Raw genomic sequence first — 18,907 nt, forward strand, 5'->3', positions numbered from 1 at the left:
AATTTGAGCGATTTTTCGAAACAGTCGGGCGTGTAACATTTTATTTACACAATTCCACCAAATGCTTATTTTACTGAACTTTTGACTTTGTAAAACCTAAATACCAGACTGAAAACGTTAACTTTTTGTTAAAGGTGAAGGAATGCACGAAAGCAATAAGCCCATTTGGCAGCCAAGCGCGCAGCGTATAGACGATGCCAACTTAACCCGATTTATCGATAGCCTTGAACAATCTGGGTTAAACCTAGATAGGGACGTAAAAAGCTACACGGAATTCCATCAATGGTCTGTGGATCAGCCGGAATCGTTTTGGCAAAACGTATGGCAGTTCTGTGGAATGGTTGGTTCGCAAGACTCTATTAATAAAGTAGAAAGCGAGACCATCAAAACTCAAGGTGAGAGCCGTTGGCAGCAGCCGAAATCAAATCGTGATGGGGTGTGGTTTCCCAATGCTCAAGTTAACTACGCCGAAAACTTGCTGCATTCATCAAAAACGTTGCCAAACGAGCTTGCGATTTGGTTTGAGAATGAACGTGGCGAGCAACAAAGCTACACATGGCAAACCCTTTGTGAGGAAGTCTCTAATGTTCAACAGTGGCTCCTGGATTGTGGCGTGGAGCAAGGTGATGTAGTTGCCGCTTATACCCCTTATCTGCCACAAACCGTGGTCGCAATGCTAGCGACCACCAGCTTAGGGGCGATTTGGACATCAACCTCACCTGACTTTGGCGTCGAGAGTGTAATTGAGCGATTTGGCCAAGTGAAACCCAAAGTGTTGTTCACCTGTGATGGTTACACCTTCAATGGCAAAACGTTCGATATGACGGACAAGAACCGTGAAATCATCGAACACTTAAACGAATTGAAACAGGTGTGTGAGATCGGTTATTTGAAACCGAGTAATGACTTAGAGAAGAGCGATTTAGAGAAGAACAACGTTGAACATGCTGTGTCGACCCGAAGCTGGCACAGCATCATCAATAATTATCAGCCACAACCTGTGCGATTTACTCGTGTCGGCTTCAATGAACCACTGTTTGTGCTCTACTCTTCCGGTACGACAGGAAAGCCAAAGTGTATTGTGCATTCGGTTGGTGGCACTACCATCAATCACCTAAAAGAGCATCAGCTTCATTGCGATATTAAACCGAGAGATCGCGTGTTCTACTACACCACTTGTGGTTGGATGATGTGGAACTGGCACGTCTCTGCACTCGCGAGCGGTGCCTGTTTGGTGATCTTTGATGGTAGCCCGGTTTATCCGCAACCCAATATACTGTGGGACTTGGCACAGCGCGCGAATGTGTCGCTGTTCGGTACCTCAGCCAAGTACCTAGAAGCGATTGAGAAGGCGGAACTCTCACCTATCGACAGCTATTCTCTGCCTCAATTAAGAACACTGTGCTCGACGGGCTCTGTGCTCTACCCTGAGCAGTTCGATTACGTCTACAAACACATCAAACAAGATCTGCATTTAGCGTCCATTTCTGGCGGCACGGATATTTGTGGCTGCTTTGTTTTAGGTAACCCTATCTCACCTGTGTATCGCGGTGAGTGCCAACAAGCAGGGCTTGGAGTCGACATCAAGGTGTTCAATTCATCGGGTCATAAGGTAAATCACGAACGTGGCGAATTAGTGTGTACAAACTCACTACCCAACTTCCCCGCAGGCTTTTGGAATGACACCGGAGAGCGCTATCACAGCACTTATTGGGACAAGTTCGATAATGTGTGGCATCACGGGGACGAAGTCGCACAGAGCGTGCATGGCGGCTATCTGTTCTACGGGCGAGGCGACACCACACTCAACCCTGGAGGAGTAAGGATTGGTACGGCCGAGATCTATCAACAAGTGAACACCATAGAGGGCATCATCGATTCCATCGCAGTCGGTAAAGACATCGACCGTAATGAGCAGATATGGCTGTTCGTTCAACTACAGCAAGGTGTAGATCTAGATGAAACGTTATTAGCAACCATCAAGAGTAAGCTCAAATCATCATGCTCACCAAGGCATGTGCCAAGCCAGATATTTACGATCAGCGATGTGCCAAAAACACGCTCAGGAAAACTGGTGGAGCTAGCGGTGAAACAGGTAGTAAATGGCAAGAATGTAGAAAACCTAGGGGCTATCGCTAACGCAGAGGTCTTGGAAGAGATAAAACACGCTGTTTCGCTTTAACGTAGAGCCTTAGAAAGTGGCTAACTATCTCCAATTTTCACTTGGCTGTCAGATAACATCTGGAGTAAAGGCAACCGATTGAAAACCGATGACTGAATGAAACAAACAACAGGAGAAGTATAAATACTGGACACTTTAAGCAGCCCTTGGTTGGTCGATAAAAACCGAATCTAAACGACTATTTAAGCTCGAGAATCCTCGCCTCAGTATGGCCCCCTGCCTTTTCTAAAGCTCTTAATGCGATCTGCTCGTCATATTTAAAACAAAAATAGAAAATTAATCATTTTATAGCCTGAGATAATATTCACTAAAGACGAATCATTTATACAAAAAAAGAGTCCACCACTGGGTTGTATTCAAGCTTATGGATATTTAATCGGATTATAACAATTTCCGTTTACACAGGCCCATTTCTAGTGAAATGATAATTTGATAGCTATCACATTTAGAACGGTTATTTTCCCATACTATCTCGGCATGTTAATTACCTAAGAGTAATTAAAAACCTATTCATTGTTATTAATAAGCTTTAATTCAATTAGAAATAACAAGCGGTTCACCCCTACGTAAAATAAAATCATTATTAAATGATCGGAGACATTATCATGCGCATAGTATTAGCTTTAGGCGGTAACGCTCTTTTAGCAAGAGGCCAAGCATTAACGGCTGAGAACCAACGTGAAAATATAATAAAATCAGCGGCGAGTATTGCCGCGATCGCACGCGAGCATGAGATTGTTATCGTTCATGGTAATGGCCCACAAGTAGGTTTATTGATGGAACAAAACGCAGCTTATAGCGAATACTCACCAGAGACGACCCCGTACCCAATGGATGTACTAGGCTCTCAAACCTGTGGCATGGTGGGCTACATGTTACAGCAAGAGCTCAGAAACATTGATCCTGAATTAGACGTAGCGACGCTAGTCACACAAACTGAAGTATGCAAAAAAGACCCTGCGTTTGCTAACCCGACTAAATTTGTTGGCCCTGTATATACAGAGCAACGAGCTAAAGAGTTGATGGCTCAGAGCACAATGCAGTTTAAAGCTGATGGCGAATACTACCGTCGTGTTGTGCCTTCTCCTATGCCAAAAAACATTGTGGAAATTCAGCAAATTGAAACACTTCTAGATACAGAAAACCTTGTTATTGCTTGTGGCGGCGGCGGTGTTCCCGTGAGTATTGAACAGGGTAAGAGTAGTGGCGTAGAGTGCGTGATTGACAAAGATCTTACGGCTGAATTACTGGCTGAAAAAATCCATGCCGACTTATTTATTATCTTAACCGATGGTTCGATTTTCCGTAACTATGGTAAAGAAGACCAAGCAGAAATGAAGCAAGCAACGCCTGCTGGTTTAGCTGAATTTTCATTCCCTGCAGGTTCTATGGGGCCAAAAATTGATGCCGTTTGTAAATTCGTTGAAGCTGGATTAGGCAATGCGGCGATTGGTTCATTATTTGATTTAGATAAAATAATTACCAATGAAGCTGGTACTCTGATTACGAAAGGCGAAGGTATTATTTATTATTAATATTCTCGAATGAGAATCACCACCAATATAAAAACTTGGTTAAAGCCTCTTATTTAATAACGAGGCTTTTTTATTAAGGTCATATTAGTACTAAACGGGATAAATATTCATACACTTACTGCATTTAATCTATTTAATTAACATTATAAATACGAGTTTTGTTCTTCATCTCTGGTAGTTATGAGTACTAAAAGAATAACTTTCCATACCTGTATTTATTCAATAATAGCTAATATTTAATTTTGGAAACCGCTTCTTTCAAGAAACGGTTTTGGTAGTGTAAGGGACGAGTATTTTCGTTTACATCAGTTATTCTACATGGGCTCATTTGCATCTCCTTGATTCTCTGGCATCGCACCAATAAACGCGGGCAATTTGTTACACGCTGCAACAATCGAGTTAATCAGCGGATAGGGCGACATATCAAGATCAAATCGCAAGGCATTGTAAACTTGCGGCACTAAGCAAATATCAACGATACAAGGTGAATCCGTGAGGCTATATACCGAGTCGCCGTGCGCTTTTCTGTGCTTCGCTAGCTTCTCTTCTAAAGCATGGAAACCTTGGCTCATCCAATGATGAAGCCAATCCATTTTCGCCTCTTGTTCACACGACAACTCTCGCTCCAGATACTGCAGCACACGCAGATTATTCAGAGGGTGAATTTCCATCGCAATATCCTGAGCCATCGCCAACGCTTGATAGCGCAGTGGTGATTGCTCTGGAATCAACAAGGAGTCTGGGCTGCTCTCACACAAATAGTTTTCGTCCAAGTATTGCAATATCGTCAGCGACTGATTGAGTTGAACATCACCATCCACCAGCACAGGCACTAATTCACTGGCATTGAGCTCGCGATATTGTGGATCATGCTGTTCGCCGCCATTACGCACCAAATGCACTGATTTCGACTCAAAGCTAAGTTGCTTTAGGTTCAACCCAATACGCACTCGATAGGCTGCCGAAGAGCGCCAATAACCATAGAGTGTGACCTTCTTGTTCATAAAGAGCCCTTGTCCATAATATGCCTCTCTCGCCTTACTTTTGCCGCTATCACTAGCGTGGTCTATATTGACTGACTTTCTGATCAATCGCGCCAAAGATCGAGTCACCTGCCGCGTCAAACATCTCAAGCTTGATCGAGTCACCAAACGACATGAATTGAGTCGAGGGTTTACCATCTCTAATCGTCTCTATCATGCGAACTTCAGCAATGCATGAATAGCCGACACCACCTTCCGCAATTGAGGTGCCGTGGTCAGTACCTTGCTTGTTGGAAACCGTGCCCGAGCCAATGATCGCACCAGCCGACAGCGGCCGAGTTTTCGCTGCATGGACAACTAGTTCGGCAAAATTGAAAGTCATATCGACGCCCGCATTCGGACAACCAAAAGGCTGGTCGTTGTAAGTTGAAGTCAGTGGCAGATGTACCTTGCTCCCTTTCCACTGTTCACCGAGCTCATCAGGCGTAACGGCAACCGGAGAGAACGCTGAAGAGGGCTTAGACTGGAAGAAACCAAAGCCCTTGGCGAGTTCGGCCGGAATCAAACCACGCAGCGACACATCATTCACCAACATTAGCAGACGAATCGAATCGTGCGCTTGCTTGGCACTGGCACCCATTGGCACATCTCCGGTAACCACCGCGACTTCGCCCTCAAAATCGATACCCCACTCGTCACTGGCAAATTCAATATTGTCACGTGGGCCAATAAAGGCATCTGAGCCACCTTGATACATGAGCGGGTCAACCCAGAAGCTTTCTGGCATTTCAGCACCACGAGCCTTACGCACCAGCTCGACGTGGTTTACATACGCGCTGCCATCTGCCCATTGATAAGCGCGTGGCAGAGGCGATTCACAATATTGAGGGGCAAATACTTCACTGCCCGTCACATGACCAGTGTTGAGCGAGGTGTATAGCTCCTCTAATTGAGGTGCCACACTGTCCCAGTTATCCAGGGCGACTTGCATAGTTGGCGCCAGGTGCATCGCGTGGAAAATCTCCGTCGCAGGCACGCACTGTTTGAGATCTCGACTCACGACCATCAACAGACCATCGCGAGTACCATTTTTCTTGGTTGCTAATTTCATCCTTGTTGCCCCTTACTTCTCTTGCCAACTGTAGACATATTCTTTGTTCTCAACGCTATCGAGCTCGTCAGAGAACTGCAGTGCATGGCGGGTATCGATCATCACAGCCACTTCGTCGGTAAACTTTTTCTTATACGCTTGCCCAGCCTTAAAGGCTTTCGGGTGAGGTCCATGAGTGAAGCCCGCAGGGTGGAAAGTCACCATGCCCGCTTCAATATTGTCGCGACTGAAGAAGTCTCCAGCGTGATAGAAAAGCACTTCGTCGTAGTCATCGTTGTTGTGATAAAACGGTACTTTCAATGCGCCAGGATCGCTCTCTATCGGACGGGGCACAAAGGTACACACCACAAAGCCCGCGCCAACAAAAGTGGTGTGTGCAGACGGTGGCAAGTGGTAGCGATGTGACATCAGCGGTCTGATATCGCGCCAGTTCACTTTCACCACAGCCAAATCACCATGCCAGCCAACCGCGTCTAAAGGATTGAACGGATAAGTGATCACACTGACTTTGTCGTGGCGTTTCACCTGCACTTGAGTTTGATCTTCTGAATACTGAGCGCGGAATTGATCGTTGATCGATGGGATTTCAAGAACCGCCGGATCAAACACCGCGTGATTACCAACCATGCCCTTCTCTGGCAAGGAATAAGCGGCGTCGGTGTTCTCAATCATTAGGATGAACATCGGCTCACTTGGCTCCAAGCGCCAATTGGTTGAACGCGGGATCATCACGTAATCCCCTTCACTCACCTCTAAATGACCATAGTCGCAATAGAGATCAGCCCTGCCTTGGTGAATGAACAGGAGCTCATCGCCATCGGAGTTACGTACCAAGAAATCCATCTTCTCATCCATGCGCCATACGCGAATTTTGCAGTCCGCGTTATGCAAAAGATGAGGCACAGCCCAAGGGGTTATCTGGCTGGCTTTTTCTACCAGCGTAAAATCAAAAGCGCGAGGGCGTAAGTCGCCCTCCCACTCAGACCAACCTGTCGGCGCATGTTGGTGATGGAAGTGAGCGGCAGGGCCGAAGAAACCACTTCGGCCCGCCTCTCGCTCATAGATGGCCTCTTCGGGGAAATCAGCATGCGCTTGTTTAGAGCACACCCCCTCCCGATGAGGAAACGAGATCCATTTATGCATCGTCTAATACTCCTCGACGAATCTGGTCCTCTTCGATCGATTCAAACAGCGCCTTGAAGTTACCTTCGCCAAAGCCTTCGTTGCCTTTACGCTGAATGATTTCAAAGAACACAGGCCCGATAACCGTCTGTGTGAAAATTTGCAGCAAGATGCCGTCTTTCGTCGGTGCGCCATCAATCAGAACTCGAAGCTCACGCAGCAGATCAGTGTCTTCTCCGTGGCCTTTAACGCGCTCATCAACTTTCTCGTAGTAGGTGTCTGGGGTTGGCATAAAGTCCATGCCGCGATCACGCAGAGTTTTCACTGTTTTGTAGATGTCATCTGTCGCAAGTGCGATGTGTTGAATGCCTTCACCATTGTATTCGCGGATGAACTCTTCGATTTGTGATTTGTCGTCTGAAGACTCGTTGATAGGAATGCGGATTTTTCCGCAAGGTGAGGTCATAGCGCGGCTCACAAGGCCTGTCAGCTTTCCTTCAATATCGAAGTAACGAATCTCACGGAAGTTACCGATACGCTCATAAAAGCCAGACCACAGGTCCATATTGCCTTGTTTCACGTTGTGCGTGAGATGGTCGATTTCATACAAGCCAACATTAGCTTCGGCCATGCGCTGTTCCGCATCGTCATAGAATCGGAAATCGACGTCATAGATGCTCTGCTTGCCATAGCGATCCACAAAATAGAGCAGGCTTTCACCAATGCCGTAAATGGCAGGAATGCTCAGTTCCATCGGCCCTATTTCTGTTTTGTACTCTTCACCACCGCCCTTGAATGCTTGCTCCATAGCAGCCGTTGCCTCGTTGACACGAAAAGCCATGCCACAGACCGATGGCCCATGCACCTTGGCGAACGCTTCCGCTTGGCTGTGTGGTTGTTCATTAACGATAAAGTTGATGTCACCTTGTCGATACAGCCAAGCTTCTTTTGAGCGGTGCTTGGCGATCTCAGCAAAACCAAGTGACACAAACAGCGCTTTAAGTTGCTCTATTCCCTTGTGGTCAACGGCCGTGTATTCAACAAACTCGAATCCATCCGTGCCAAGCGGGTTGTATGTATCCACCATGAACTTTCTCCTTGTACCTATTGGTTTTGTATTACGCTTTTTGTGAAATTTTTGTCCTTAATTAAATTTGGCCCACAAGCGGAAAGATTGGAATGGATGGAAGGAAATGGGCAATAACGCTAAAAACCCGTCAAGTTGTAAAATATTTGTTACACAAAGAGCCTCACAACAACAAAATGAGTGCTATCAAGGGATTGAAAGATGGTGGTTTGATTTACAGCAGAGCAAGAGATGTTATTAAATTGTTACGCACATCCTTTTGTCAGCTACGGTGATAAATCAAACATTAGCCTGATGATGCAAAAAAGCCGCTGTAGTCAGCGGCTTGATGAGTTCTAAGACGAACATGATTCAGAGATGGGTTAAGCGTTAATCCCAGTTGAGAATCGACCAATTCGGTTGATCAGCTAACGCTTTCAAACGCGGGCACGGGTTGACCAAATATGCAAAATCAGCGTGTTCACACAAAGGTAAGTCGTTGATTGAATCGGTATAAAAGTGAATGTCTGAGTAGTTGGTTTCTTGATTATCCAACCACTCTTTTAAACGGGTTACTTTACCTTCACGGTAGCTTGGCACACCTGATATTTGAGAAGTAAAACGGCCTTGGTTTTCAACTAAATCGATACCGAGTGCGTTCTCAATACCTATCTGACGACCGACCGCTTCCACTAAGAAAGTCACGCTGGCTGAAATGATCAACATGTCGATATCATCATTCTCAAGCTGTTCAATCAAAGGTTTAGACTGTTTAAACTGCTTAGGCAAAATATGCTGCTCGACACACTCTTCCACCAATGCGCTGACTTGCTCTGTTGGCATATCGGCCAGTGGCTGCATGGAAAATGTTAGGTAATCTTCCATGTTCAATTTACCTTCCGAATACAGGCCCATTAAGCGCTTATCTTCTTCAATAAAGTTAGGCGCAGTGGCAATGCCCTTTTCAACCAAGAACGCATTCCAGAGCATCGCTGCATCGGCATTGATCAGCGTTTCATCCATATCAAATACATACAAAGGTTTGAACATCTTAGGCTCTCACAGGTTGAATTTCGTTAAGGTTAAACAGGAGTTCAAGTTGGCTGCCGTTTGCCAACAGTCGTTCAGAAGAACGGTTAAGCAGGTCGACCGTCAGTTCACACTCATCAACGTCCACTTGGTAGCGAATCACATTGCCTAATAGCTGGTGATTGCGAATGGTACCGGTTTTCGGCGCAGAGATATGTTCGCCATATTGTCGGCCTTGCTCTTTAACGTAGATAGATTCAGGTCGAATCGCCACCTTCCACTCGGTTTCAATATTAAACAGCTGCTTAGCTTTGTTGGCTTGCACCAGATTGTAGTGACCCATGAACCCCGCCACGAATTCATTGGCAGGTTGAGTGTAGATATCTTCTGGTGTACCTGCTTGAACGATCTCGCCTTTGTTCATCAAGAAGATGCGGTCAGACATGATCATCGCTTCTTCCTGATCATGAGTCACGAAGATCGTGGTCAGGTTCATATCTTTTTGGATGTCTCGGATCTGCTGGCGCAAATGCTTACGGATCTTCGCATCCAGCGCTGAAAGCGGCTCATCGAGTAATAATATACGAGGCTTAACCACCAAGGCTCTTGCCAAAGCCACACGCTGACGCTGACCGCCTGATAGCTGATGCGGGTAGAACTTCTCTTTGCCCGTTAAGTCCACCAGCCCAATCACTTTCGCGACTTCGCGCTTAATCTCGTCAGCAGCAAGCTTTTTCATCTTGAGGCCAAACGCAATGTTGCCCTCAACCGTCATGTTCGGGAACAGCGCATAAGATTGAAACACCATGCCGATGCCACGCTGTTGCGGCACTTGGTGAGTAATCTCCTCACCATTAACCCAAATTTCGCCACCATCGACCGGATTTAAACCAGCCAAGCTACGCAGAAGGGTTGATTTACCGCAACCACTTGGGCCAAGCAACGTGATGAACTCTCCCTTCTCGATGGAAAATTCAATGTCTTCAAATACTGTGTTGTCACCAAAGCTCTTGGTGAGGTTTTTCGCATTTACATAGCTCATTATTTTGTTCCCTGGCTGAAACGACTTGCCAACCAAGTCAGTAAGAAAATAAACAGGAAGTACGTCATCACAAGGGCTGACGTGAAGTGACCACTGGTTTGACGCATGTTGTATAGGTAAATTTGCAGTGTCTCGTAGCGTGTACCGACCAAGATGTTGGCGAACACGAACTCACCCAGTAGGAACGAGAACGACAAGAACAGCGACGCCATTAAGCCTTTCTTAAGGTTTGGCAGAATAATCAATAAGAACGCCTTAGTAGTGCTTGCACCAAGCAGGTGAGCAGCGTCCATCAAGTCGTGTAAGTTAATAGCTTCAAAGCTGTTGGCAATCGCGCGATACATGAATGGCAGCGCGATAGTGAAGTAAGTACCAATCAGAATCCATGGCGTGCCTATCAAGGAGATTTCGCTATCAGCATACAGCTGAAGCAAGCCAACAGACGATACTACTGGCGGTACTGCGAACGGCAATAAGATGAGGATATTCATCACCTTGTCGAGTTTCGGGAAATAGTAAAACACCACGAAAATCGCAGGTAGAACCAACACCACACTCAATGACAGCGCCGCCACACAGATAAACAGTGAACGACCAAAGGCTTGTAAGAAGCGAGGATCCGTCAGTAGGTTGATGTACCAATCCAGAGTAAAACCATCCGGCAGGATCGTGGCGCCCCAACGCGAAGAGATCGAGTAGATGAAGGTCGCTAAGATCGGGATCATCATGATGCCAACGATCGAATAGACCACGGTTTTATGAAAGTGAGTATTTACGGTGTTCATTACTTTCTCTTCCCTGCGTAGCTTTTGCTGATCAGCCATTGGTTAATCACAGTGATAAAGGCCAGCATCGCCATCAGAATCACGGAAATTGCCGCAGCTAGGTTAGGTTCTAGGAACAAATCGCCCGATACCAAGCTCGCGATACGAATCGTAATCACATTATAGTTACCCGAGGTCAACGCATACACGCTTGCATAGGCGCCAATCGCATTAGCAATCAAGATGATGAAGGTGCCAAATAAAGCCGGCGACAGCACAGGAAGCGCAACTTTAGTCCAGTATTGCCAGGTTTTCGCACCAAGCAGCGCTGAGGCGGCTTGCCAGTCGTCGCTAAGGGCATCAAACGCTGGATACAGCAACAGCACCGCCAATGGGATCTGGAAGTAGATATAAATCGCCAGTAAGCCCCACTTGCCGTACAAGTCGAAGTCTCCCAGCAATCCGTACTGCTTGAGCAATAAGGTAATTGCACCATTGGTGCCTAAGATGATGATAAAGGCGAACGACAGAGGGACACCCGAGAAGTTGCTGCTCATATTGGTAAAGGCAATCACCGCGTCGCGGATTTTAGAGTCGACACGGCGCAGTGAAGAAACGAGCAGGGTCGCAATCGCCAAACCAAAGATACTCGACCAAATCGACAGCCATAAACTGTTGCCAAAGGCCTGCATCATGAAGGCTGAATCGAAGATTTCAGAGTAGTTTTCTAAAGAAAGCTCATCGTCGTAGAAGAAGCTGTTGATCAACACCCAAACCATAGGAGCCAGTTGGAACAGGTAGAAAAACAGGGCGAAAGGCGCAAACCACAAAGCGGGCTTGAAGCGTTTGAACCAAGATTTGGTTTGAGGTTTAAGGGCAGAGCCATCGCTCTGCATGATTACAGAACTGCTCATAGGGCCAACAATTCCTGAGTGTAAGATTTATCGTGTTCAAGGTTGAGTAGCTGACACACGCTGCCGCAGATGTCGGTCTGTTTCACTGAACAGGCTTGGTGTGTGAACTTATCGCCAATCACAAAGAATGGCACTTCACGCTCTTCAGGCAGAATGCCACCGTGTGATAAGTCATTATTCATGCCGTGGTCACTGGTGATGATCACCTGATAACCTTCGTCCACCCATTTCTCAAGGTAGTTCGATAGGTAGATATCGGCGCCACGTGCACTATTACGGTATTGGCGAGAGTCCAACCCGTGCTTGTGGCCCATGTCGTCAATGTTCATTGGGTGAATCAGCAAGAAGTCCGGCTGATGGGTTACACGCAAATACTCAGCATCCAAGAACAAGGCTTCATCTGGGTAGTGGTCCCAGTGGTAGAAACAGCCATGTTGAATGTTCATGGTTTCGTCGTTGGTAAAGCGATCACGCACCGCATCAAATGGCGATCGGTTATACAGCTCACTCACCCAGTGATACGCCGCAGCGGCCGTTACTTTGCCCTGTGATTTAGCCAAACTAAAAATCGATTCGTGATTCGACAAACGTACGACTTGGTTGTTAACGATGCCGCTCTCAACCGGGCGAACTCCGGTTAAGATGCACTCATACAGTGGTCGTGACATAGACGGCAGTTCACACTGCATTGGGTAAAGTGTGGCGCGCAGCTTGTTTTTTTGCGTGCTCTGTTTATTGTACGAATCGCCCTGTTTTTCATGCAAATTGCCCAGCTTTTCATACATATCACTTTGCTCTAGAAGACCGTTCAGGTAGCCCATGCAATCACGGGCTACCTGATAATTCAGTCCATCTAGAACAACAAGGATAACCTTATTGCTCATGGTCTATTCTCTATTGCTTGTTTCTATAAGCCACCGACTACAGGTAGCGTGTTAAGCGGGGGTTATTGCTGGTGAATCAAGACGCTTTCTTGCCATTGACGCGGCAGACGACGTGCTGATTTTTCCCATGCTGAGAAATCAGTAACTGGGTGAACGTTGCTGTATTGCTCGTTCGAGATCAGCTTGTCTTGTACTGATTGAGGAAGCGTAACGTTGCTACGGATTGGGCGCGCGTAACCTTCTGCTAGGTTGATCTGGCCTTGGTCACTGAAGATATATTCACGAGCCAACTTCGCCGCATTCGGGTTCTTTGCATATTTATTGATGATGGTGGTGTAACCAGAGATCACTGAACCATCTTGTGGGATGTTTACGGTAAAGCGCTCACGGTCAATCTTGTCGCGGTAGTTCAGTGCGTTGAAATCCCACATGATCGCTACTTCCACTTCGCCTTTTTCAAGGTTCGCAATACTTGGATCTGTGTAAGATAGGCGACCTTGCTTCGCTAGTTCACCAAAGAACTTAATCGCCGGTTTTAGGTTCGACTCGTCACCGCCATTCGCAAATGCCGCCGCTAGAATCGCGTTGTTAGCTTGTGCTGCGACACCTACGTCACCTACAGTGACTTTGTAATCGCCTTCGAGTAGGTCACTCCAAGATTTTGGTGCGTCTTTAACAAGGTTGTTGTTTGATATAAACGAGATAGTGCCCGTATAAGCCAGAGCCCAGTGACCATCTTTGTCTTTCGCCCAGTCCGGAATATCATTCCAAGTACTTGGCTTGTATGGCTGAGTCACGTCTTTCTTCACCGCAACACGTGCAAAGGCGAAGCCAACGTCACCGATATCTGCGGTTGCGTTTCTTTTCTCCGCTTCAAATTTCGAGATCTCTTGTGCTGAGCTCATGTCAGTATCCTGATGCTTCAAACCGTAGTTCGCTTTCAGATCAGCCCATATGCCTTTCCAGTTTGCCCAACTATCTGGCATGCCCACACTGTAAACCGCACCCTCTTTTTGAGCAGCTTCAATCAGTGACTCAAGATCGGCATCCTTCGCCATCGCTGGCATTGAAAGTGTTGCCGTTATTAGCGTTGCGCCAATCAGTTTGGCTGGCGATACAGTTGAACGGCTAAGCAAAGTTTTCATTGTCTCTATCCCTCTGGACTAGGTCAGTAAGTTCGTTTTGTATGCTATCGCCAAAGTGTGACGCTTTCGCGCAACTTATTTGACAGTTAGAGTGTATTTTCGTGGCAGTTATATTTCACTCATATGACAGTAAGCCTTTGTTTACTGTCACATTCCTGTTAACTCCATGGTTTACCTTATTGAGCACACGAACTTATGGACTAGATCAGCAATGAGAACATTGGCAACAGCGCAATCAGGGACACAGCTAGGTAGAATTAAGGCGAGCATCAGAGAACAACTTCAATCGGGTATCTTCACCGAGGGACAAAAACTGCCATCCGAACGAGAGCTCAGCGAACTGTTTTCCACCACACGAATCACGCTCAAAGATGCATTGGTGTCGTTAGAAACTGAAGGTCTAATATACCGAGAGGAGCGCCGAGGCTGGTATGTGTCACCCGAACGTATTCGCTACAATCCATTGTCTCGTTCTCACTTTCATCAAATGATTCGCGAACAAGATCGCATTGCAGAAACACGACTGCTGAGCACTCGCACAGAGATGGCGGCTGGCGACTACGCCAAAGCATTAGAGATAGAGCAGATAACGCCAATACACGTGATTGAGCGATTACGCTTTATTGATGGTAGAGCGGTACTGTTCGTTGAAAACGTACTGAAAGCACCGCTATTTGAGAAAGTATTGTCGGAAAATCTCACCATGTCGCTGACGGGAATCTACCGAGAAAAATACGGCTACGAGACCAAACGATCACGCTTTGATGTCATTCCCACTTCCGCTCCTGCGCATGTCGCTAAGGCGTTAAACCTAGCTGAAGGTCAGCCAGTGCTGAAGATCTGCCGTGTAAACTACAAACAAGATGGCGAGCTAATGGACTGTGAATTGGAATACTGGCGACCAGATTCTGTGGTGATCCACATTGATAGCATCGGGTAACGCCGTATGGCTTAGGTCTCGCAATAAGGGAGGAAGTAAAGCTAGCATATACAAAAACTCCGACGGATTAGGTCGGAGTTTTGAGGTTTAACAATCGGATGTAATGGCGCACAGACTAAACAATCTTCTGTTCACCTTCTCCCGCTAACTCGCTCTTATCCGACAAAAAACTCGCTACGATCTCTCTCAGTTTGCCTTGGTTAACCGGTTTAGGTAAAAACTCATCCATGCCCACATCAAAGCACAAATGCTTATCCCTTTGCACTACATTGGCTGTCAGCGCTACGATTGGGATATGTTTCGACGTCCCCTCTTCGAGTGCTCGGATCTGTTTGGTTGCTTCAAAACCATCAAGAACCGGCATCTGACAATCCATAAATATCATCACATATTCATTGTATTTGAATTTATCGACTCCAACTTTACCGTTGTCGGCAATGTCGACTTCAAACCCGAGCTTCTTAAGCATCATCTTGGCCACTTGTTGATTCACTCTCGAATCTTCCACAACTAAGACTTTGCCACTAAAAGAGGTTGTGACCGCCGCAGGTTTTGGTTCTTCTTTTAAAGCCGTTTTCTCTGGTTGTGCTGGCTTAGCAACAGTCGCAGGTTTGGTGACTGGTACCGGTTCATTGTCTTTAAACGCCACCTCGCCTCGATTTGGATAGGTGAAGGTTGAAGTATCAGCGGCTCTCGCAAGCACCTCACTGATGGTCCACTTAAGTTGATTGTCTTGATAAGGGCGAGCGATGTAAGCGACAAAGCCGACTTGTTTCGCGCGAACTTCATCTTGCTTTCTTGGGTCGGCGGAGATCATCACTAACTTAGGACACTCGCTACCAAAGCGCTCGACCAAGCTTCTTGCCAGTTGGAAGCCATCAACCGACGGCATCACTTTATCAATCAGCACTAAATCGTATGGCGATGACTTAGCCACAGACTCTGAAACCAACTCTAACGCTTGGTTTGCCGTTTCACAGCACTCAGACTTAACGCCGAAGGATTGAAGCTGTGTAGACGTTATACGCATGTTCAGCTGGCTATCATCCACTAGCAAAACCGAAACCTTAGTGAAATCGATATTGCTTTCGTCGGCTTCTAAACATGGGTCAAAGTCAGCCGTAAAATAGAATGTACTGCCCTGACCTTCAACACTGGTTAGTTCAAGCTTACTGCCCATCAATGTCACTATCTTCTCGCATATTGTTAGACCAAGCCCAGTGCCTCCGTAAATACGCGTGGTACTGCCGTCGGCTTGTTGAAACTTATCAAATACCGATTGCTGTTTGTCTTCTGCAATACCGATGCCGCTGTCGACAACCTCGAACTTCACTCTGAGTTTTTGCTCAGGCTCAACCACTTCTTCCAAACGAAGCGAGAGCGTGACATGACCATGCTCAGTAAATTTAATTGCGTTGCCGACTAAGTTATTTAGGACTTGTCTTAGTTGAGTACCATCACCGATCACCATGGTTGGGATCTTAGGGTCGATCGCCAATTGGAATCGAAGTCCTTTCTGTTCCGCTTTTACTCGGAAGGTTGACTCAACGTCGGCCGCAATGCCCATCATTTTCATCGGCTCTTGCTGAAGCTCTAGTCGCCCCGCTTCAATCTTCGAATAATCGAGAATGTCATTAATCAGGTCTAGCAGGGTAAGTGAAGAGGTGTTGAGCATATTGACATACTCTTTCTGCTCTTTCTGCATATCCATTTCAGAAAGCAGAGACGACAGCCCGATAATCCCATTCATTGGGGTACGGATCTCGTGGCTCATGTTAGCCAGGAATTCACTTTTGTTACGGTTAGCCACCTCGGCGATATCTTTGGCTTTTTCCAGTTCTTGGTACTGTTGACGAATGCGTTCAATTGACTGGTTGTAACTGCTTTCTAGCGTCGAGATCTCATCTTTGTAAGTCGAATCGGTTGGTGTTAAAAAACGCGGTTTGTTGTCTTCTACTCGTTGCTGATTGATCTGGGAAGACATGGTCATTAAACGCTTCACAACGAGGCGATACACTATCGTTAGACACACCAGAGACAACAAGAAGATTTTAACGGCTTCGAAGGCGAGTAGTAATAGTACGCGTTCTTCAAAGTCATTGAGGATCATGCTCAAATCAGATTGCACCGTGAGCGTCGCCAATGGGAAATCTGTCCCCGCCATTTGGTGAACCATTTCCCAAGACTGAGAATAAGACTGACCTTCAGTCTTTTTACCTAATTCTAGAATTTTTTCATCAGGGCTTTCGATAAGAAGATAGCTAACTGAGGGGAGGCGAGAGATGCCTTCAGCTTGCACAAGCAACTGCTCTCGATCTTCAACCCACAAACTCGCTGTTAAGCCAGAAAGATAGCCAGCCTTAACCTGTTCGATCTGAGAACTAATAAAAGAAACTCGACTTTGATACTCTACATACAACCCGAGACCTGTCACTATAACTGTGAATAAGGTACTAATTGCGATGATAGTCCCGATCAACTGTCGGGAGAGTCCAATATAGCGTTTTCCTTTTTTCACCATACACAAATTACCATTATTGTTATCCTAGCAAACTACAATTACTCAACTAGTATAATAGTAGTCATTCATCAAATAACTAGGGAAGGTTATGAAAAAACATCTTATCGTTGCATCCATAGTCAGTTTGTTTTCAAGCAGTTATGCTCTTGCAAGCGAACCTCTTCACTACTACATTATTGCGAGCCAAGCGCAACCTTTTCAGATCGAAACTGACGGGTCATCTCACAGAGGAATGGTTTCTGATATCGTTGAAGCGGTATTCGATGACAGCCAGTATGAGATCAAGTACCACACCTACCCATTTAATCGAATGATCGACAAACTCGATGCGAGAGAGAACCCAAACTGGGTAACCTATGGCAGTCCGAGTTGGGGGAACATCCAGTCTGTTAACCTATCTGAAGAGCCAATTTACAATGTAAAACATGTGTTACTCAGCAGCGGTAAGAAGCCCTTTGAGTTCAATACAATTGATGATTTAGACGGAAAAGCAGTGGTATTACTGGTGGGGTTTGAGTATCCGAACCTAGAACCTTACATCCAACAAGGCAAGCTCAACGAGATTCGAGTTAAGGATTACAGCGCGGCTTTTCGAGTCCTGAACCGTGCACCTGGTGATACAGTATTTGTTGAAATGGAATCACGAATCAAATACAACCTAAACGAGCAGAAGCTGAGTATTGATGACTACCAGATGCAAGAGTTTGGTTCTGTCATAAATAACTACCCTATCCATTTGGCGTTCGACCCTGAGATGGACCCTAAACTGCAAACCTTCATTAACCAACGTCTAGACCAGATGAAAGACGATGGGCAGCTCAACGACATCGTACAGAGTTACTTATAGCAACATCAGAACCACTATAAACACAGCGTCACCGTATAGCTTAGGTAACGCACTTTAGCTCTCTTCTATGCCTAGCTCGCTCTTAAACTTAAAAGGCCGCCCTGTTAAGCACACAAGCTAAATAGGGCGGCCTTTTCGATTCGTCTTTAAGGGCTAAAAGAGTTTACCCGTAATCGACCTACTTAATTTGGAACAACCGTAGGTCAATGGATTAATGCGCAGCAATCAAATGCAGTTGCTGAGTACGAAGCTGTTGACGCACTGCCATCAGAATCTTGCCTAAATGGTTCTCGCCAGTTCCATCGCCGCCATCGCCCCAAAAATGGTCTTTGTGTGAATGCTCCTTGATCACCGAATCTCCGGTATTGGTAAGAAACAGCGCAAACTGCGGATTCTGTCTGAACTTCTCGGTGACGATGAACTGCATCACTTCAACGCGAATCTCATACCAATCCTCACGAACTTGGTCTTCGTAATCACGACTCAAAGAGAATGCTTCAGCAGGTGTGCTAGCTTGCAGAATAGTATTGCGAAGTACTTCGCAGGAAAACTTCATGGCTTGATAATAGTGTTCACTAGTTGCCCAAATTTGATCATCAACCTTGATGGGGCAAGCTGCAAAATTTGATAGGTATCCGTTTGGATCTTCAGGTTCATAAAATAGCACTTCTTTGGCTTGAGCCACAGAATTAGACATAGCCTTCTCCTTACCAACGACATCGCATATTTTTGCTTTAACTTTAAAATTAGTGGCGTTGCATATTGCTGTCAAACAACTTGAGTAAAGAGTATGCCATGGGCGTGTTTTTAGTCTGAAGGACG

The 18,907-nt window shown here is 46.1% G+C and carries 17 protein-coding genes; 5 read left to right on the forward strand and 12 right to left on the reverse strand.

Features of this window, described 5'->3' with window-relative positions; all coding sequences use genetic code 11:
- The first annotated feature begins 142 nt into the window (after nt 1–142).
- Together QQ041_RS06970 and QQ041_RS06975 are read left to right on the forward strand one after the other, a co-directional pair.
- Nucleotides 143–2,182 (forward strand): acetoacetate--CoA ligase, encoded by a 2,040-nt coding sequence (locus tag QQ041_RS06970; RefSeq protein ID WP_285953410.1) that lies wholly within the window; start codon nt 143–145, stop codon nt 2,180–2,182.
- A gap of 605 nt (nt 2,183–2,787) precedes the next feature.
- A complete protein-coding gene (locus QQ041_RS06975; protein WP_285953411.1) occupies nt 2,788–3,717 on the forward strand; it encodes a carbamate kinase in 930 nt (309 codons plus the stop codon).
- 314 nt (nt 3,718–4,031) lie between these two features.
- On the opposite strand, the gene maiA is transcribed toward QQ041_RS06975, so the two are convergent.
- From maiA to hppD, 4 genes are read right to left on the reverse strand one after another with little or no spacing between them, the layout of a single operon-like run.
- Nucleotides 4,032–4,721 (reverse strand): maleylacetoacetate isomerase, encoded by a 690-nt coding sequence (gene maiA, locus QQ041_RS06980; RefSeq protein WP_285953412.1) that lies wholly within the window; start codon nt 4,719–4,721, stop codon nt 4,032–4,034.
- Nucleotides 4,722–4,773: 52 nt separating this feature from the next.
- Complete coding sequence (locus QQ041_RS06985; protein WP_285953413.1) at nt 4,774–5,811, reverse strand: fumarylacetoacetate hydrolase family protein; 1,038 nt, start codon at nt 5,809–5,811, stop codon at nt 4,774–4,776.
- Nucleotides 5,812–5,823: 12 nt separating this feature from the next.
- Nucleotides 5,824–6,954 carry a homogentisate 1,2-dioxygenase gene (locus tag QQ041_RS06990; RefSeq protein WP_285953414.1) on the reverse strand — a complete coding sequence of 377 codons (1,131 nt, stop codon included), beginning with the start codon at nt 6,952–6,954 and terminating at the stop codon, nt 5,824–5,826.
- Nucleotides 6,947–8,020, reverse strand: coding sequence for a 4-hydroxyphenylpyruvate dioxygenase (gene hppD, locus QQ041_RS06995; protein WP_239718609.1), 1,074 nt, complete (start codon nt 8,018–8,020; stop codon nt 6,947–6,949). The genes QQ041_RS06990 and hppD overlap by 8 nt, the downstream gene beginning before the upstream one ends.
- 92 nt (nt 8,021–8,112) lie before the next feature.
- On the opposite strand from hppD, the gene QQ041_RS07000 reads away from it, so the two are divergent.
- A complete protein-coding gene (locus QQ041_RS07000) occupies nt 8,113–8,295 on the forward strand; it encodes a hypothetical protein (RefSeq protein WP_285953415.1) in 183 nt (60 codons plus the stop codon).
- A 94-nt stretch (nt 8,296–8,389) separates the two neighbouring features.
- Here QQ041_RS07000 and QQ041_RS07005 read toward each other — a convergent pair whose 3' ends face one another.
- The 6 genes from QQ041_RS07005 to QQ041_RS07030 all read right to left on the reverse strand — a co-directional run bounded on the left by QQ041_RS07005 (nt 8,390) and on the right by QQ041_RS07030 (nt 13,777).
- Nucleotides 8,390–9,049, reverse strand: a complete 660-nt coding sequence (locus tag QQ041_RS07005) for an HAD family phosphatase (RefSeq protein WP_285953416.1) — start codon at nt 9,047–9,049, stop codon at nt 8,390–8,392.
- A 1-nt stretch (nt 9,050) separates the two neighbouring features.
- Nucleotides 9,051–10,070: an ABC transporter ATP-binding protein gene (locus QQ041_RS07010; protein ID WP_285953417.1), complete on the reverse strand. Its 1,020-nt coding sequence runs from the start codon at nt 10,068–10,070 to the stop codon at nt 9,051–9,053.
- Nucleotides 10,070–10,855, reverse strand: coding sequence for an ABC transporter permease (locus QQ041_RS07015; RefSeq protein ID WP_285953418.1), 786 nt, complete (start codon nt 10,853–10,855; stop codon nt 10,070–10,072). Before QQ041_RS07015 ends, QQ041_RS07010 begins: the two co-directional genes overlap by 1 nt.
- On the reverse strand, nt 10,855–11,748 hold the full coding sequence (locus QQ041_RS07020; protein ID WP_285953419.1) for an ABC transporter permease subunit: 894 nt from the start codon (nt 11,746–11,748) through the stop codon (nt 10,855–10,857). Before QQ041_RS07020 ends, QQ041_RS07015 begins: the two co-directional genes overlap by 1 nt.
- On the reverse strand, nt 11,745–12,632 hold the full coding sequence (locus QQ041_RS07025) for an alkaline phosphatase family protein (RefSeq protein ID WP_285953420.1): 888 nt from the start codon (nt 12,630–12,632) through the stop codon (nt 11,745–11,747). Before QQ041_RS07025 ends, QQ041_RS07020 begins: the two co-directional genes overlap by 4 nt.
- A gap of 62 nt (nt 12,633–12,694) precedes the next feature.
- Nucleotides 12,695–13,777: an ABC transporter substrate-binding protein gene (locus QQ041_RS07030; RefSeq protein WP_285953421.1), complete on the reverse strand. Its 1,083-nt coding sequence runs from the start codon at nt 13,775–13,777 to the stop codon at nt 12,695–12,697.
- Nucleotides 13,778–13,988: 211 nt separating this feature from the next.
- Here QQ041_RS07030 and QQ041_RS07035 point away from each other — a divergent pair, with 211 nt between their 5' ends.
- Nucleotides 13,989–14,717 carry a UTRA domain-containing protein gene (locus QQ041_RS07035; protein WP_146492667.1) on the forward strand — a complete coding sequence of 243 codons (729 nt, stop codon included), beginning with the start codon at nt 13,989–13,991 and terminating at the stop codon, nt 14,715–14,717.
- Between the two features lie 115 nt (nt 14,718–14,832).
- Here QQ041_RS07035 and QQ041_RS07040 read toward each other — a convergent pair whose 3' ends face one another.
- Complete coding sequence (locus QQ041_RS07040) at nt 14,833–17,238, reverse strand: response regulator (RefSeq protein WP_285953422.1); 2,406 nt, start codon at nt 17,236–17,238, stop codon at nt 14,833–14,835.
- Between the two features lie 88 nt (nt 17,239–17,326).
- Here QQ041_RS07040 and QQ041_RS07045 point away from each other — a divergent pair, with 88 nt between their 5' ends.
- Nucleotides 17,327–18,085 (forward strand): ABC transporter substrate-binding protein, encoded by a 759-nt coding sequence (locus QQ041_RS07045; protein ID WP_285953423.1) that lies wholly within the window; start codon nt 17,327–17,329, stop codon nt 18,083–18,085.
- A 211-nt stretch (nt 18,086–18,296) separates the two neighbouring features.
- Here the strand turns inward: QQ041_RS07045 and QQ041_RS07050 are convergent, their stop codons facing one another.
- The gene (locus QQ041_RS07050) at nt 18,297–18,857 is read right to left on the reverse strand and encodes an NADAR family protein (RefSeq protein ID WP_261886730.1); all 561 of its coding nucleotides are present in this window, start codon (nt 18,855–18,857) and stop codon (nt 18,297–18,299) included.
- Nucleotides 18,858–18,907 lie beyond the last annotated feature (50 nt).

Origin of the sequence: Vibrio sp. TMPB1044 (assembly GCF_030442075.1) — a bacterium.
Lineage (GTDB): Bacteria > Pseudomonadota > Gammaproteobacteria > Enterobacterales > Vibrionaceae > Vibrio > Vibrio satsumensis.